We start from the raw sequence: 16,719 nt of genomic DNA, 5'->3' as shown, positions 1-16,719 counted from the left end.
CGTTTTTGGCCAAAAGTGGAATCCAAAACCCCCATTTTTAGCAAAAAATGGAATTCTGAGGCATTATGGGGGGTAAAACAAATCAAAATTCCAGACACCCAAAATTATATATCGCTATCAAACAATTACTTACAACCACAAAAAGTAACAGTAAAATTACTGTTATTTTTTCGATGAATATTTCAATATACTTTAGTACTACAAGCTGAGATCAAAGCGCAATTTACACTAAATACTTTGCACTAAGCCCTTAGCTCTTGGCTCTAAGCGATAAGCAAAAGGTACGAGGCACAACTAATATATTAATTAAAACAGGAAAGGCACATTATACAATATTGCAACAAACTCAGGGTAAAATCATTATTTAAAACTCAACAGAGCTAACCTCACAAATATGATGTATAAAACAAACTATAAAAAATCATTTTAAACCCATTATACTTACGTAGTATTTGTCACCAGCTGAATTTAATTTATCTTTAGCCTATTAAATATATAACCTATGATCAGATACATTATTCTATTATCTCTTATTTCAATACACTTTTGCGTATTGGCTCAAAAAGAACCTAATTGGATAAATTCTACATGGAGAGAAACACAATATCCTAATCATACTTTCTTATCAGGATTTGCTCAGGATGTAAAAGATAAAGATGAATCATTGGCCGAATCGTTACAACGAATAAAAAATATGGCTGTGGGCGATTTGGCCAGGAGTGTTATCTCATCGGTTAAAACAGTATCACAAAACTATGCCCAAAGTACAAGCTTTGGCGATAACGAGGAAATTAAAAATACATTTGAAACGCATACACAATCAGAGTCTGATGCCGAAATAAATAACATTAAGGTTGAAACCTATCATAATACCAACAACGATTTTATTTATGCGTTTGCCTACGTTAACAGATATGAGGTAATTGGTTATTACAAAGCCAATATCAACATGAATATTCAGCAAATTGAGGGAATTATTAAAACAGCAAACGAATTAATAGCATCGGCTGAAAAAACAAAAGCTCAGGAGGAGTTACAAAAAACAGTTCCTCTTTTTGCGAAAAATGAATACGCTCAGGGCTTGCTTAACGCTGTAGATAAAGATATAGACGACGCAGGTTTGCAAATGAACAAATCTATTGAATTAAGAAATACCGTAATTCAAAAACTAAGCGAACTGGAACAAGGTATTTATGTATTTTTTGATTGTAATGCCTTGTTATTTGGCGATAGAGACAACACCCTTGAAAACAAAACCAAAGCAATATTATCTGATAATGGTTGTAGTTTCACTAGCGATAAAACACTTGCTGATTGGGTAGTTACCATAAAAGCTTCGGCTCGAAAAAACAAGTTATACCTTGATGTATATTCGAGCTATGTTGATGCTGAAATAAAGCTTACCAAAGTATTTAATCAAAAAACAGAATACGAAAATAAAATAAGTAAAAAAGGTAATAGCATGGTAAATTATCATGGGGCAGCTGTTGATGCTTATGAAGAAATTGCATCTACATTAGTCAAAGATTTACTTACTCGGATTAAAAATTAATTTATTTTTGTAACTCGTATAATAAAAAATACATTTTAAAGGGCATACTCTGAATTATAATTCCAGCAATAACGTCTTCTTTATATTGAAGAATGACTTATATGGTATTTCAGCATGACCAATAAAAGAAAATTTAAACTCATGTAACGAGCTGTTAAAACGAGTTCTCTCACACGAGAGTGATTGTTTTTAGGGCAAGTTCCATGCAACCTTAAACAAAAAATTATAAACATGAAACATCTTTTCCTAATTATCTTTTGCTTTTACACCTTATCACTAGTTGCTCAGGACGACAAAAAAGTGGCTGTTTTTGATCCTGATGGAGAAGTAGCAAATGGTATTAAAAGTATTGTTCGCGAAGAAATTAGTAATGCAATTGTTAATACTCCTTCATATACTGTTGTTGAACGTACAATGATTGAAAAGGTATTGGCTGAAGCTCAATTTCAAAGCAAAGGCTTGGTGGATGATTCACAGATTAGTAAGTTGGGAAAAATGATGGGAGCCGATTTAGTATGTTATGGTTCTGTAGTTCCTTTGGGCAACAATTTCTACATATCACTTAAAATGGTTGATGTAATTACCGCTAAAGTTATTTTACAGGCAACCGGATCTACACAACAAGGAACCAACGATTTAATTCAGGTTAGTCAGCAAATTGCCAATAAACTTGTAAAAAATGCAAATTATGTTCCTCAACAGCAAGTACAGGCTGCTCCGGTTAAGAAAAACCCTTTAATCAAAACACCTCCGGGAGAAAACTCTTTACTTATTGCAATTCGTCCGGATAATAAATCTGAATTGGCTAAGGCCATCATTGATAAAATAACCTTACGATTTGGTGAAAGCTACACTATTCAGGTTGCAAATCAGGTATCTAATGGTTCTGTAAGTTATATATGCGGCAAGTACAGAGCGCAGTACAATTGTAAGCACATCGCCCTAATAACTCTTAAAGAATCAAGCAAAGAGGTTTACTACATTGCAGAAACGCTGAATACCAGTACTAAAAGAAGAGAGGGAGACCCTGTTAAAAAGGTTTTAAAAACAAAACATCTTTCTACAGATGAAATTATTAACGACCTGGTTGACAATTTCAATCACCTTTTAAAATAAACACAGTAGTTTTTATAACCGAAGAGGCATCATTAATACCATAAACCTGTTTACAACATGAAGCTTATTTATTCTTTTTGTGCTATTACATTTTTCTTATTTACAACAGTAATAAATGCTCAGAAGCATGATAAATGGAATGGAAAACAATGTGCTGTGGTACTTACCTATGATGATGCCTTAAATGTTCATTTAGATCATGTGATTCCTTGTTTGGATTCGGGTAATTTAAAGGGTACGTTCTATTTACAAGGCGAATCTCCGGTTATAAAAAACAGAATGAATGAATGGAGACTTGCTTCCGAAAATGGTCATGAGTTAGGAAATCATTCCCTCACTCACCCTTGCACAGGGCAACTTAAAGGGCGTGAGTGGGTTTCTGATGAGAAAGACCTGAGCAAGTATTCTGTTTATAGAGCGGTTAATGAAATCCTAATTACAAATACATTACTACAAGCCATTGATGGTAAACAAGAACGAACCTTTGCTTATCCTTGCGGAGATGCGTTTATCGATACCGTAAACTATTACGAATCTTTACAAAATGAATTTGTTGGTGCCAGAGGTGTTAAATCAGGTATGCAACACATCAATGAAGTTGATTTAAAGGATATTCAGTGTTATATGATGAATGGTCAAACTGGTGCTGAAATGATTGACCTGGTAAAACAAGCTACTAAAACACATACTTTACTGGTTTTCTTATTCCATGGAGTAGGTGGCGAACATAGTCTAAACGTCTCTCTTGAAGCTCACCAAGAGTTGATACAATATCTTGCCAAACAACAAAAGAAAATTTGGGTGGCTCCATTAGCTGAAGTCGCTGCTTTCATTAAAAAAGAACAGGATAATATTTAATCGCCAATAATAAAGGATGTTTATTTATTAATTCATTTCGTCTAAGACATCACCACTACGTGGCTCTTATGTTACATTTGGTTTTATACCATGGGCTATCACCCATGGCTAATAAAATAACAGGCCTTTGGCCCTTGATTTACAGCTTTGTAATCATAGGGCCGTTAGACCTGATTTCTTTGTAAAATATACCATTCGTATTATAATTAGGGGAATTCTGCAAAGACATCACCACTACGTGGCTCTTGTGTTACATTTGGTTTTTATACCATGGACTATCACCCATGGCTAATAAAATAACAGGCCTTTGGCCCTTGATTTACAGCTTTGTAATTATTTAAAAGTATAAAGGATTGCATTTAGAATTTTTAATGCAATAGTAAATAATATTGGTACACGCACCATAGGGCCGTTAGGCCTGATTTCTTAGTAGAAAAAAGTTCTGGTATTGTAATTAAGGAGCGGAGCCCTGTTGTCTTAAACCTGGCAATACCATTCAATAAGATATCGGAAACCAACGTTGTTGTTAATTTGTGGATTTTAATTATTTAAAAAATGGAAACTGCAAATAACATTCTACCCAATCTTAATTCCATTCAACAAACATATGATTACGGGGCTAACGCCTTGATGTTTATTTACTAATTCTCTTCTTCTAAGATATCACCACTACGTGGATCTTGTGTTACATTTGTTTTTTATACCATGGGCCAACACCCATGGCTAATAAGATAACAGGCCTTTGGCCCTTGATTTACAGCTTGGTAATTATTTAAAAGGATAAAGGATTGCATTTAGAATATTTAAGGCAAAAGTAAATGATATGGGTACACGCACCATAGGGCCGTTAAACCTATTTTCTTAGTAGAAGATAGCACCTGTATTGTAATTATGTAGAATTCGGCAAAGACATCACCACTACGTGGCTCTTGTGTTACATGTGGTTTTTATACCATGGGCTAGCACCCATAGCTAATGAGATAACAAGCCTTTGGTCCTTTATTTTTAGCTTTGTAATCATAAGGCCGTTAGACATGATTTCTTAGTAGAATATAGCAACGGTATTGTAATTATGGGGAATTATGCAAAGACATCACCACTACGTGGTTCTTGTGTTACATTTCGTTTTTATACCATGGGCTATCACCCATGGCTAATAAAATAACAGGCCTTTGGCCCTTGATTTACAGCTTTGTAATTATAGGGCCGTTAGACTTATTTTCTTAGTAGAACATAGCGTCCGTATTGTAATTATGTAGAATTCGGCAAAGACATCACCACTACGTGGCTCTTGTGTTACATTTCGTTTTATACCATGGGCTAACACCCATGGCTAATGAAATAACAGGCCTTTGGCCCTTGATTTACAGCTTTGTAATTATTTAAAAGTATAAAGGATTGCATTTAGAATTTTTAATGCAGAGGTAAATAATATTGGTACACGCACCATAAGGCCGTTAAACCTATTTTCTTAGTAGAACATAGCACCGGTATTGTAATTATGGGGAATTATGCAAAGACATCACCACTACGTGGTTCTTGTGTTACATTTCGTTTTTATACCATGGGCTATCACCCATAGCAAATAAGATAACAGGCCTTTGACCCTTGATTTTTAGCTTTGTAATCAAAGGGCCGTTAGGACTGATTTCTTAGTAGAACATAGCGCCAGTATTGTAATTAAGGGGCGTAGCCCTGTTGTCTTAAACCGGGCAATACTATTCAAAAAGATATATTTGATATTAAATCAATTACGCAAACCAAAACCTGAAACATTAAATCAAAAAAAATCACTTTGGAATCTATAAAAGATTCACAAAGTGATTTACTAAGTATTTTATAATTAAAGCAGTAGTCTAAATCTCCTCAACTACTTTTTGATATATCTGATTCCATCCGGATCAATAGAAATGATTCTTTGCTTATAAAGTGTACCAATTGCTTTTTTAAAGTTCTTCTTGCTAATTCCAAACATACTTGAAATTTCTTCGGCAGGACTCTTATCAGTTATTCTCAAAAAGTTTTGATGATCCTTTAGTTTGTCAAGAATTGTTTGTGCTATGGAATCCACCTTTTCATAACCAGGTTTTTCCAGCATTAAATCAATTTTTTCATCAGAACGTACTTTCTTGATATACCCTTTCAGTCTATCGCCCTTTCTGATTTTTTTAAACACCTCATTGGCGTAAATCATTCCAGAATGCGTGTTATTAATAATAGCTTTATAACCCAAATCACTCTGATGATAAATCAATAAATCAACTTCCTGTCCTTCTTCATATTCTGGTGGAATGTTATCTAAAAACTTCTCTACTTTAGAAGATGCTGCTATTCGTTTACTTTCATCATCAAGATAAACATAAACCACATATCCTCTACCCTTTTCTATGTTAGTTTTTTGCTCACGAAAAGGCACCAATAAATCCTTAGGCAAACCCCAATCCATAAAAGCACCAACCTTACCTACTTCAACGGCTTGTAGGTATGCAAACTCACCTACTACAGCCTCAGGCATTTCTGTTGTTGCAATTAATCGGTCTTCAGAATCTAAATAGATAAATACTTCAAGTTCATCATCTACAGTACAATTTATGGGTACATATCTGCGGGGAAGCAGTATTTCACCTAATTCACCTCCATCAAGATATAATCCAAAATCTAAATCTTTTACAACTTTTAAAACGTTGTATTTACCTATTTCTGCCATTGCTTTATTTACTTTATGCTGCAAAGATAATTAATTAGCTTAATGTTTTATCGTATATAACACCAGACCCCGATAAGTAACCATATTAAAGCTTAAACATCTCCTGCCAAAGACGATCAAACTCATCTTTAAATTGCTCTACAATAGATTGATTTGTGGTAACCAAAAGATTTTCCTGATTATGCTTTTGTGCCGTATAAGTCCAGTTAAAACTGCCTGTAAAAGCAATCCTGTCGTCAATAATTCCAAATTTGTTATGCATATGATATTCGGAGTGATCAATCTTTATATCAATCCCTTTATTCCTTAGATTCTGAATCTCCGATCCCCTGTCAAAAATCTTACGGTCATCAGTAATTACTTTTACCTGAACACCCCTTTTATGACATTCCCAGATATCTTTAGCCAAACGATGATCTGTGATTGAAAACACACAAAGCAACACACTTTTTTTTGCCTTATTGAGCAAATCATTTAAAGTATTTCCAATATCAGTACCCGGACTAAACAATACTTTATGAATACGAAAAGTGTGTTTATCAATTAATTCAAAACAACTCTGCAGCCACTCAACCGCTTCCTTATTGCTTTTAAAACGTAAGGAATCTTGCAATAGACTTTCCCTTAACAGCTTTCTATCGTAGTGATTTAATTCCGAAATCTGATTGAGTACATCTGTATCTTCAATTGCTTTAAGGGCATCAGGTTCCAGGGATCTAAAATATTTGAGCACATTCTCCATTATTCAAAAAAGGTCGTATTTGTTAAGATTAATCAATTAATCTACAACTGATTTACATATATGTGTTGGAACAATTCCTAGTTCTTTGATCAATGATTCAGCTTGTTTTTCAATGGTACTTCCTGATAAAACCAAAGCAGTATCTATTCCAAACTGATTTCCTCCAATAATATCAGTATCAAGGGTATCTCCAACCATTAACACTTCTCTTTTGGAAACTTTACGTTTTGTATTCGCTATTTCATAAGCATATTCAAAAATACTTACATCAGGCTTTCCAAAATAAAAGAATTTCCTGTTACTGACTGCTTCCATCATATTTGCAATACTTCCAATTGCAAAAGCAAACTCTCCATCGTTTACCGGATAAATTTTATCAGGATTAGCCACAATAACAGGCACATCTGTTCCTCTTACTACATTTAGTGTTTTATTAATTCCGGGATGAAACTCATAACCACCATCATCAAAAAGCATAATACCTGCGAGTGCAGCATAATCCTTTTCTACCACATCTTCCATGCGTATAGGTATCAAATCAGCACTTCTGATAAAATGCTCTGATGTTTCGCGACCTAAATAAGCAATTAATGAGCCCGGATACACATTTTCTTTTAAAAACTCCACACTCATCATAGCCGAAGAAATCATATTTTCTTCTTTCACTGTATCTATGCCGTAATCCTGATACACTTTTGCCAATAGTCTTGGTGATCGTGAAGCATCATTTGTAATGATATAAAAATCGATACCCTCTTCTACTAAAAAAGAGAGCATTTCTTCTACTCCCTTGATCATTCCCTGATGCTTTCTTAAAACCCCATAAGCATCAAAAAAAACTACTTTATACTGTTTTACCAGTTCCTTAAATCTTTTAATATCCATTATATATTAGTCCATTTTTTTAAAAATCAATTTTTCACTGTCATTCCAAAGTGTTAATACCCCATTTTCAACCTTATATTTATAGGTATGATTACTCAAGGCTCCTGCAAAATCATCCTCAATGTTTGAATTTAAACAGGCCATCTTGGTACTCATTAAATGATGAATTGAAATCGTATTTAGTCCAAAGTATACTTTAGATCCAAAGGTATTACATCCTAAAAAACCATTAATTCTATTGTTATCCAAATGAATTTCCACATAAGGCCTCTTTTCACATTGATACGCTGACACGCTTTTATCGTTAATAGAATCGAGTCCCCAAATATCATGCAATACCAAACTACCATAATATTCGCCCTGACCGGTATACGATACAAATTCGGAGTCTGATGCTGCTTTAACTTCCACATTAACAGCATAAGGCTTACGATCTTCACTGGATAAAAAAGGATTTTCATTCTTCGTTATACGAACTCTGATTACCTTTCCACCCTTTGTAAATTCGCAATAAGTCCCTTCTCCATCTATCTGATTAATGGATGTATTTACCGAGATAACAATATCTTTACTTAGTTCTGCTGATGTAAACTTTACCTTTTGATCAAAATCGATCTCTAAACTCCAATCTGAGTCTATTCCTCCAGCACTAAAATCAATTCCTTTAATTTGCATTTCGTACCCTTTAGTATTCGAAAGTTTTTCTGTATTTAAAGAACTACCTTTTATGGCAGACTGCTTTGTATCTTGCATTTTACATGATAAAACTGATATTATAAGTACAAAAATGAAAATATAGTGTTGTTTCATAACTTTATAATTTGTTTGTGTAGGATTTGATTATTGTAATAATCAAAAAATAGTGTTCAAACTAATACCATCCCTTAGTTCATAAAAGAATGGAACAAAGATAAGTTGTTTTTGATTCCACGTTTAATGGTTTAGTCTATTTATTAGCAAAAACGCTTTAGTTTTTCATATTCGGTAAAAAAATATGTGGTATTGATTAAAAAAATCAAACACAAACTTTAAAATTACGATGCAATAATAACTTATTTAATATTTTTGAAGCCTTATTTAATCGTATTATGCAAAATAAAGTTGTTGTTATTACAGGTTCATCTTCTGGAATTGGCTTAGCTCTGGCAAAAGAGTTTGCTCAAAGAGGATCAAAATTGGTTCTTGCAGCCCGATCAGTAGATAAATTGAAAGAAATAGAAACTGAATTCAATAATAAAGGTGTTGAAGCCATCAGTGTAGCTACTGATGTAAGTAAAGAGGAAGATTGCAAAAATTTAATTAATCAAGCAATCAATAAATTTAAGCGAATTGATATTTTAATTAATAATGCAGGAATTTCGATGCGTGCACTATTTAAAGATGTTGATTTAAGTGTGCTAAAACAACTAATGGATGTAAACTTCTGGGGAACGGTTTATTGTACTAAATATGCATTACCATATTTACTAGAGACTAAAGGATCAGTTACTGGAATTTCTTCCATTGCAGGTTTTATTGGCCTCCCTGCGCGTACAGGATATTCTGCAAGTAAATATGCTATGCATGGCTTTTTAGAGACCTTACGTGTTGAAAACCTGAAAACCGGATTACATGTATTAATTGCTGCACCAGGCTTTACGGCTTCAAATATTAGAAAAACAGCCTTATCAACTGACGGAAGTGCTCAGGGTGAAACACCTCGTAACGAGGAAAAAATGATGAGTGCAGAGGAGGTTGCTAAACATGTAGCCAATGCAATACAAAAACGCAAATCAACACTTATCTTAACTTTTGTTGAAGGTAAACTAACCGTATGGCTAAAAAAGTGGATGCCCCGTTTATTAGAAAAACTAACCTATAATCATATGGCAAAAGAGCCGGACTCTCCACTAAAATAATTTGAAAATACATAATGGCTGAAGTAGAATTTGCTTCAGCCCATATTTAGTTCATTGGTCTATCAATAAGGAAATATACAAAGGCAATCACAACCAAAACAACAATAGTTGCTCCTGCTATTTTATTTAACCACCACAGTCGTCGTAAATTAATTTTTGAACGGAATAAGTTTACAACTGAAGTAAGTATAAACCACCAAAGCGAGGCGCCTGTCATTACTCCAATAATAAGTAACATATGGTTAAAATAATCTCCTCCCTTTTTAACTACACCAAAACTTGCAAAAAACGCAAGAAACAAGAAAATAGCCAATGGATTTGATATGGTAATTAAAAATGTAGAAACAAAATCCTGAAATAAATTACCCTTACCTCTCTTCTGTTTTCGAAGCTGTTTGGCAGGATTACTATAGAATATTTTAGCCCCCAAAAATATAAGTATGGCAGCACCAAAAATTTGAATATATAACAATTGCTGCTCTATAAAACTAACAATAAACGACAAACTAAATCCGGCTATAATAGCATACAAGGTATCACTAAATGCAGCACCTAACCCTGAAAAAAATCCAGCAAGCCTACCTTTATTTAAGGTCCGTTGTATGCACAACACACCTATAGGCCCCAAAGGAACTGATGCTGAAAATCCAATTATTATGCCGTCTAAAATATATTTTAATGTCATTTTATTCTATCATCAAAGCAATTATGCAAAACAGTCTTTCAGTACTTATTTAACAAGTTACGAATATTCCTGTGTATTAGCATCGCAAAAATAATTGAATCTTAAAAACCTGAAAATAATAAGAACATTATTATTAACTTTTAACAACTTACTTTCAATAATTCTACACATTATTATGAGAATTCGAACTAAAGGAGGAATCAAAAAGCTATAAATAAGACGTTTTGTATCAACCTATATTTAATTATTTATTACTTTAACAAACATTTTCACACCAGTTAACATTGTATTAACATTATATTAATATTATAACAACACCAATAGTTTTTGGTCTATTTATGTTTGCATCGAATTTTATTTTCAAATAGATTTATAAATGGATAATATTTATTTAATTCTGGTAGTAGTGTTATTTGCACTAGCTATTTCAGACTTAGTAGTAGGGGTTAGTAATGATGCCGTAAACTTTTTAAATTCCGCTTTAGGTTCTAAAGCTGCGTCATTTAAAGTAATTATGATCATTGCAGCTGCCGGTATTTTTGTGGGAGCCACCTTTTCGAGTGGTATGATGGAAGTAGCCCGAAAAGGGATATTTAATCCCCAATACTTCTATTTTTCAGAGATAATGATCATTTTTCTCGCAGTGATGATAACCGATGTATTGCTTCTTGATCTGTTTAACACATTCGGAATGCCTACATCAACCACTGTATCAATTGTTTTTGAACTTTTAGGATCAGCTATTGCCGTTTCTTTAATAAAAGTATCAAACGATCCATCTCTTCCTTTAAGCGAATACATTAACACAGCAAAAGCTTTAGCTATTATTTCAGGAATATTACTTTCCGTTATTGTAGCATTCTCATCCGGAGCTATTATTCAATACATCACTCGATTAGTATTTTCATTTAACTATGATAACAGATTAAAATACCTGAGTGCATTATGGGGTGGCATTGCAATTACAGCCATTACTTATTTTATTCTTGTTAAAGGAGCCAAAGGCGCATCCTTTATGAATGATGCTACTAAAACATGGATTAAAGGAAATGCAATACAGATTATATTCTATAGTTTTGTTGGCTGGACTGTTTTATTATATTTATGTAAGTGGATATTCAAATTCGATATCCTAAAGTTTACAGTACTTGTTGGAACATTTGCTTTAGCAATGGCCTTTGCAGGAAACGACCTGGTTAACTTTATTGGTGTACCATTAGCTGGTTTCGAGTCATTCAAAGTATTTACTAACTCAGGAGTTGCTCCTGATGCCTTATTAATGGAATCAATGGCAGGTAAAGTAAAAACAGATACCTATTTACTTGTTATTGCCGGTTTTATAATGATTATTACACTTTGGACTTCTAAAAAGGCCAAAAATGTAGTAAAAACATCTTTAGATCTTTCCAGACAACAAGAGGGAGAAGAAAGATTTGGATCATCCTTTTTTGCCCGTTCGTTAGTAAGAGCTTCAATCAATGCTTCTACAGCAATCAACAACGTTTTACCTTCAGGCATTAAACGAGTGATCAGTAAGCAATTTGATGATTCATCCTATGAAGAAAAAAGAATTGCTTTGGGTAACGATGCTCCTGCTTTTGATATGTTAAGAGCTTCTGTAAACCTTGTGGTTGCTTCTATATTAATATCTATGGCTACATCTTACAAACTTCCATTATCAACAACATACGTTACTTTTATGGTTGCAATGGGTAGTTCATTAACAGATGGTGCATGGGGACGCGAAAGTGCCGTATACAGAGTAACCGGTGTACTATCTGTAATCGGTGGTTGGTTCTTAACTGCATTCTCTGCATTTACAGTAGCCTTTATTGTTGCTTTAATTATTAATGTTGGTGGAATTTATTCTGTATTTATACTTATTGCTTTGGCAGTATATTTCATGTACAGAACGCATACCTTAAGCCACAAACGTTCTGCTGAAGAAATTGATGTAAAAGAGTTTGAAATTGAGGAAATGGAAGGTGAAGTAATAAACACCAAAAAAGTACTTGATAAATGCACTAAAAATGTAACCAACTCACTTACTGAAATATCAGACCTTTACACCAGTTCTTTAACTGATTTTCAGGCGGAAAACAGGAAAGACCTTAAAGAAAGATTAAAGGCTGTAAACCAGGTTAATAAAAAAATTAAGAAGTATAAAAATAATATCTATAAAACTGTTAAAAAATTACAGGACAGCGATATTGATTCAAGCTTATACTATGTTCAGGTTATTGATTATTTAAGAGAAACAGCTCATGCGCTAACATTTGTTGTAAAACCTTGTTTTGAACACCTGGATAATAACCACACACCATTTAATAAAGACCAGTTTAAAGACCTAAGTATTTTAATTGGACACATTCAGGTATTAATCAGTAAAGCTAATAATATCATCAGAAGCTCTTCATTTGTAAACCTTGATGAACTACTTGATGAAATTGTTAAAGAAACAGAAAACCTGAAAGCATTAAGAAAAGCTCAGCTTAAAAGAATTAAGAAAGAGAAAACAAGTACTCAGAACAGTATGCTCTACTTAAACTTGTTACACGAAACTCAAAACTTACTTCTTCATATTGGAAACTTATTAAAGGCTCAAAGAGACTTTGTTTCATACAATAATGGTAAATAACAAAAGAACCTGGAGTATTTAAACGATACTCCAGGATATAAACCTTTTACAAAATAAAAATCCCCGTTTGAATATTTCAAACGGGGATTTTTATTTAAATACGTTGTATATAAATCTATTTCGTAATTAAATTGATATCGTTCATTAATTTGTCCTTGTACGATTTCCCGATAGGAATAATTTTTGATCCGTCAGATGTTTTTACAATAACAGAATTATCTTCTATAACTTTAATCTTAGCCAAGTTAACAATAAAGGAACGATGTACTCTTATAAAGGTATTAGAAGGCATTTTATCGGCTATAGACTTCATTGTAAAATGAATGGTATACTTATCCGTAAATGTATTTAATACCACATAGTTTTCAAGAGCCTCAATCCATAAAATGTCATCATACTTAATACGAACTAAGGAAGAGTTATTTTTAATGAAAATCTCATTTGTAGATTTAGTTAACTCATCGCGTTTTTCGCTTTGCTCCTTAGCTTTATTAATAGCTTTTAAAAATCGAGTATAATTAACCGGCTTAAGTAAATAATCGGTTACGTTATATTCATAAGACTCAAGTGCATATTTTTCCTGCGAAGAATAAATGATTACTTGCGGTAGAACATTTAATGATTTCAGAAGATCCAAACCAGTCATTTCTGGCATTTCTATATCTAAAAAGATCAAATCAATACCTTTTGATCCACTTTTGTTTAAATCATTTATTGCTGAAATTGCACTTTCATAAGTTCCAACCAATGTTAGCTCATCTGTTTTTTCAACAAATTCTGCTATAATTTTTGTGGAGAACTTATCATCATCAATAATTATACAATTCATACTTCCCTCTTTTTTTCAAAAATAAAAATTTTCACTCAAAGAAAAAGTCTTTTTCTTCATTTTTAATTGATTAATATAGCAAAAGATACATTTATCAACAATTCAAAATGATTAATCAATAGTTTTAGTTTATTAATCACATTCTTCTTTTGTAAAATTCTCGTTCAATTAACGGTGCACCTTTTACTGTAGACCTTAACCATTCCAACTTTAAATCCTGTTTTTCTTCTAAGGTTAAATTCCAGTCTACACCACTTGTACGTATCTGATGTGCTAAATGTTGTAAAACAAGTGCTGCAGATACAGAAATATTAAAACTTTCTGTAAAACCATACATTGGTATCCTTACAAATTCATCAGCTTCTTCTTTAACGATATCTGATATACCTGTTAATTCAGTTCCGAAAACAATGGCTGCTTTTCCTTTAGTCACATCAAAATCATACAGCTCTACATCATTTGTATGCGGACTTGTTGCCACAATTCTATAACCCTGATCTTTTAAAGCTCTTAATGCTTCTCTGGTATTATTTTCCTGTTCGTTAAACCTGTGCATACTCAGCCACTTTGATGATCCCAGCGCAACATCAGGATTTACATTATATTTATTTCTATTTTCGATTATATGAACATCCTGTATTCCAAAACAATCACATGATCTTAATACCGCACTAGCATTATGTGGCTGAAAGATATCTTCCAGAACAACCGTAATATACTTGGTTCTGTCTTCTATTACCTTATCAAATAATGCGTTTCTGTTTTCTGTGATATTTTCTACAAGATATTTAATTAATTCTTCTTTCATAAATGGCTATTGGTCATTGATGAATAATTTAATATTTTCTGGATTAGCAAAAAAAAAGAGAGTACTCTAAGCACTCTCTTTGTATTTTTTCCCGAACAGAGAATTAGTTTACTGCATCACCTAATTCGCTTCCAGCTTTGAATTTAACAACTTTTTTAGCTGCGATTTGAATTTCTTTACCTGTTTGAGGGTTTCTACCTGTTCTGGCACTTCTTTCTGAAACTGAAAAAGAACCAAAACCGATTAAAGAAATACGATCACCACCTTTAAGTGCTTCGCTGGTTACATTAATAAATGAATCTAACGCTTTTTTAGCGTCTGCTTTAGTTAAACCAGAATCTCCGGCGATAGCATCAATTAATTGAGCTTTGTTCATAATAACTGATAATTTTTAGGGTTAACAACTAAGTTCACCAAAATTTGCTCTACAAATATAGATTATTCCTAGTATTTACCAAATCTACAGGCCACTAAAATCGCTTTTTTTTGTAGTATTCAGACATTTCCGATTGTTTTAAGCTCCATTTATCATAAAAAACTATACTAAAACCAAGCTATTAATCCTTTTAATCAAAACATTACCGCTCTCATTTTTTTTCCTCCTTGTACACAAAGGATTACATCTGTTTTATATATTTTTTAAACAAATCATATCCATAATTAATGGTATCCTTATCTATTTTTACTTTGTCTGTTGAAAACTTTATTATATACACAGCTCAAAATATTCTAATTTTGAGCTACTATAATAGTCTACTCACAATTTAAATTCTAATTATATAATGAAGATACTTCATACTGCAGATTGGCACATTGGAAAAAAATTAGAGAACTTTTCACGTATTGAGGAACAAAAAGCTGTTTTAAATGAGATAGCCCAAATTGCTGACGATGAAAAAGTTGATGCTATTATTATTGCAGGAGACTTATTTGACACCTTTTCTCCGTCAACTGAAGCTATTGAAATATTTTATAAAGCGCTGAAAACATTAACAAACAAAGGAAACAGACCTGTTATAGCCATTTCCGGTAATCATGATTCTCCGGACAGAATTGAAACAGCAGATCCCCTTGCCAGAGAATGTGGAATATTTTTCATTGGCTATCCTAATACGCATTTTAAAACGTTAGAACTTGAAACAGGTTTGGCTGTAACCAAATCCATCCCTGGATTTATGGAAATAGCTATTCCTACCTCAAATACACCATTAAGGATAGTAACCACTCCTTATGCCAATGAGCATAGACTAAAAACCATGTTAAATACTGAGGATAAAGAAGAAGATTTACGAATGGTTTTACAAGATTTGTGGGAGACTATTGCCAAAGAGCACTGCGACAAAAATGGAGTAAACATTTTAACCACCCATCTTTTTGTAATTAAGAAAGGAACTACCATTTCAGAGGAACCGGATGATGAAAAACCAATATTACATGTAGGTGGAGCGCAAGCTATTTATACCGAAAATTTTCCTGATGAAATTCAATATGTAGCATTGGGTCATTTACACAGAAAACAAGAAATCTCATCTGAGAAACAACCTGTAGTGTATTCCGGAAGTCCCATATCCTACTCTTTTGCAGAATCCAATCAAAAGAAATATGTCGCTATTGTTGATGTAAATCCTAATGAAAAGGCTCATATTAATTATATAGAACTGAGTTCAGGTAAAAAGTTATTACGATTAAAGGCTAATGGCATTACTGAAGCAGAAGAGTTATTAAAAGTGCATGAAAATGATTTATTAGAACTTACTATCGAAACAGAAACTTATTTGACTGCTAAAGAAAGAAGACACTTAAATCAAATTCATCAGGGAATTGTAACACTAATTCCACAAGTAAAAAACAATAATTCATCAGCAGAAAGTACAAAACAAACAATCGACATCAATAAAAACATGAAAGAATTATTCATTGACTATTTTAAACATACAAAGGGCATTGAGCCCAACGATGAATTAATGAAGTTATTTAATGAAGTAATCTCTGAATAAGAAT

At 32.9% G+C, this 16,719-nt stretch carries 14 protein-coding genes; 6 read left to right on the top strand and 8 right to left on the bottom strand.

Features of this window, described 5'->3' with window-relative positions; genetic code table 11:
- Nucleotides 1–502: 502 nt before the first annotated feature.
- The 3 genes from OM075_RS03335 to OM075_RS03325 all read left to right on the top strand — a co-directional run bounded on the left by OM075_RS03335 (nt 503) and on the right by OM075_RS03325 (nt 3,526).
- Nucleotides 503–1,552 (top strand): hypothetical protein, encoded by a 1,050-nt coding sequence (locus OM075_RS03335; RefSeq protein ID WP_301189053.1) that lies wholly within the window; start codon nt 503–505, stop codon nt 1,550–1,552.
- Between the two features lie 231 nt (nt 1,553–1,783).
- Nucleotides 1,784–2,668: a CsgG/HfaB family protein gene (locus tag OM075_RS03330; protein WP_301189052.1), complete on the top strand. Its 885-nt coding sequence runs from the start codon at nt 1,784–1,786 to the stop codon at nt 2,666–2,668.
- 57 nt (nt 2,669–2,725) lie between these two features.
- Nucleotides 2,726–3,526: a polysaccharide deacetylase family protein gene (locus OM075_RS03325; protein ID WP_301189051.1), complete on the top strand. Its 801-nt coding sequence runs from the start codon at nt 2,726–2,728 to the stop codon at nt 3,524–3,526.
- A gap of 1,870 nt (nt 3,527–5,396) precedes the next feature.
- Here OM075_RS03325 and OM075_RS03320 read toward each other — a convergent pair.
- The 4 genes from OM075_RS03320 to OM075_RS03305 form a co-directional block, all read right to left on the bottom strand.
- Nucleotides 5,397–6,257: a CvfB family protein gene (locus OM075_RS03320; RefSeq protein WP_301189050.1), complete on the bottom strand. Its 861-nt coding sequence runs from the start codon at nt 6,255–6,257 to the stop codon at nt 5,397–5,399.
- A 61-nt stretch (nt 6,258–6,318) separates the two neighbouring features.
- Entirely contained in the window at nt 6,319–6,966 is a 648-nt protein-coding gene (locus OM075_RS03315) for a phospholipase D-like domain-containing protein (protein ID WP_301189049.1), read from the bottom strand.
- Between the two features lie 45 nt (nt 6,967–7,011).
- Nucleotides 7,012–7,860 carry an HAD-IIA family hydrolase gene (locus tag OM075_RS03310; protein WP_301189048.1) on the bottom strand — a complete coding sequence of 283 codons (849 nt, stop codon included), beginning with the start codon at nt 7,858–7,860 and terminating at the stop codon, nt 7,012–7,014.
- Between the two features lie 6 nt (nt 7,861–7,866).
- Nucleotides 7,867–8,670 (bottom strand): META domain-containing protein, encoded by an 804-nt coding sequence (locus OM075_RS03305; RefSeq protein WP_301189047.1) that lies wholly within the window; start codon nt 8,668–8,670, stop codon nt 7,867–7,869.
- 278 nt (nt 8,671–8,948) lie between these two features.
- Between OM075_RS03305 and OM075_RS03300 the strand changes: the two genes are divergently transcribed.
- Complete coding sequence (locus OM075_RS03300; RefSeq protein WP_301189046.1) at nt 8,949–9,758, top strand: SDR family oxidoreductase; 810 nt, start codon at nt 8,949–8,951, stop codon at nt 9,756–9,758.
- A gap of 46 nt (nt 9,759–9,804) precedes the next feature.
- Here the strand turns inward: OM075_RS03300 and OM075_RS03295 are convergent, their stop codons facing one another.
- On the bottom strand, nt 9,805–10,443 hold the full coding sequence (locus OM075_RS03295; protein ID WP_301189045.1) for a LysE family translocator: 639 nt from the start codon (nt 10,441–10,443) through the stop codon (nt 9,805–9,807).
- 376 nt (nt 10,444–10,819) lie between these two features.
- Here OM075_RS03295 and OM075_RS03290 point away from each other — a divergent pair, with 376 nt between their 5' ends.
- A complete protein-coding gene (locus OM075_RS03290) occupies nt 10,820–13,081 on the top strand; it encodes an inorganic phosphate transporter (protein WP_301189044.1) in 2,262 nt (753 codons plus the stop codon).
- Between the two features lie 115 nt (nt 13,082–13,196).
- On the opposite strand, the gene OM075_RS03285 is transcribed toward OM075_RS03290, so the two are convergent.
- From OM075_RS03285 to OM075_RS03275, 3 genes are all read right to left on the bottom strand, one after another.
- Nucleotides 13,197–13,910 (bottom strand): LytR/AlgR family response regulator transcription factor, encoded by a 714-nt coding sequence (locus OM075_RS03285; RefSeq protein WP_301189043.1) that lies wholly within the window; start codon nt 13,908–13,910, stop codon nt 13,197–13,199.
- Nucleotides 13,911–14,046: 136 nt separating this feature from the next.
- Complete coding sequence (locus tag OM075_RS03280) at nt 14,047–14,718, bottom strand: TrmH family RNA methyltransferase (protein WP_301189042.1); 672 nt, start codon at nt 14,716–14,718, stop codon at nt 14,047–14,049.
- 103 nt (nt 14,719–14,821) lie between these two features.
- Nucleotides 14,822–15,094: an HU family DNA-binding protein gene (locus tag OM075_RS03275; RefSeq protein WP_027471879.1), complete on the bottom strand. Its 273-nt coding sequence runs from the start codon at nt 15,092–15,094 to the stop codon at nt 14,822–14,824.
- Nucleotides 15,095–15,500: 406 nt separating this feature from the next.
- Between OM075_RS03275 and OM075_RS03270 the strand changes: the two genes are divergently transcribed.
- Nucleotides 15,501–16,715, top strand: a complete 1,215-nt coding sequence (locus tag OM075_RS03270; RefSeq protein WP_301189041.1) for a metallophosphoesterase family protein — start codon at nt 15,501–15,503, stop codon at nt 16,713–16,715.
- Nucleotides 16,716–16,719 lie beyond the last annotated feature (4 nt).

Source organism: Plebeiibacterium sediminum (assembly GCF_026013605.1).
In the GTDB taxonomy this organism is placed as follows: Bacteria; Bacteroidota; Bacteroidia; order Bacteroidales; family Marinilabiliaceae; genus Saccharicrinis; species Saccharicrinis sediminus.
Note: the sequence above shows the minus strand (reverse complement) of the source record. Positions and strands in the feature narration are given on the sequence as shown.

Coding starts and splice junctions, on each gene's coding strand:
- OM075_RS03335 (WP_301189053.1), top strand. CDS start 503: ATGATCAGATACATTATTCTATTATCTCTTATTTCAATACACTTTTGC.
- OM075_RS03330 (WP_301189052.1), top strand. CDS start 1,784: ATGAAACATCTTTTCCTAATTATCTTTTGCTTTTACACCTTATCACTA.
- OM075_RS03325 (WP_301189051.1), top strand. CDS start 2,726: ATGAAGCTTATTTATTCTTTTTGTGCTATTACATTTTTCTTATTTACA.
- OM075_RS03310 (WP_301189048.1), bottom strand. CDS start 7,860: ATGGATATTAAAAGATTTAAGGAACTGGTAAAACAGTATAAAGTAGTT.
- OM075_RS03305 (WP_301189047.1), bottom strand. CDS start 8,670: ATGAAACAACACTATATTTTCATTTTTGTACTTATAATATCAGTTTTA.
- OM075_RS03300 (WP_301189046.1), top strand. CDS start 8,949: ATGCAAAATAAAGTTGTTGTTATTACAGGTTCATCTTCTGGAATTGGC.
- OM075_RS03295 (WP_301189045.1), bottom strand. CDS start 10,443: ATGACATTAAAATATATTTTAGACGGCATAATAATTGGATTTTCAGCA.
- OM075_RS03290 (WP_301189044.1), top strand. CDS start 10,820: ATGGATAATATTTATTTAATTCTGGTAGTAGTGTTATTTGCACTAGCT.
- OM075_RS03285 (WP_301189043.1), bottom strand. CDS start 13,910: ATGAATTGTATAATTATTGATGATGATAAGTTCTCCACAAAAATTATA.
- OM075_RS03280 (WP_301189042.1), bottom strand. CDS start 14,718: ATGAAAGAAGAATTAATTAAATATCTTGTAGAAAATATCACAGAAAAC.
- OM075_RS03275 (WP_027471879.1), bottom strand. CDS start 15,094: ATGAACAAAGCTCAATTAATTGATGCTATCGCCGGAGATTCTGGTTTA.
- OM075_RS03270 (WP_301189041.1), top strand. CDS start 15,501: ATGAAGATACTTCATACTGCAGATTGGCACATTGGAAAAAAATTAGAG.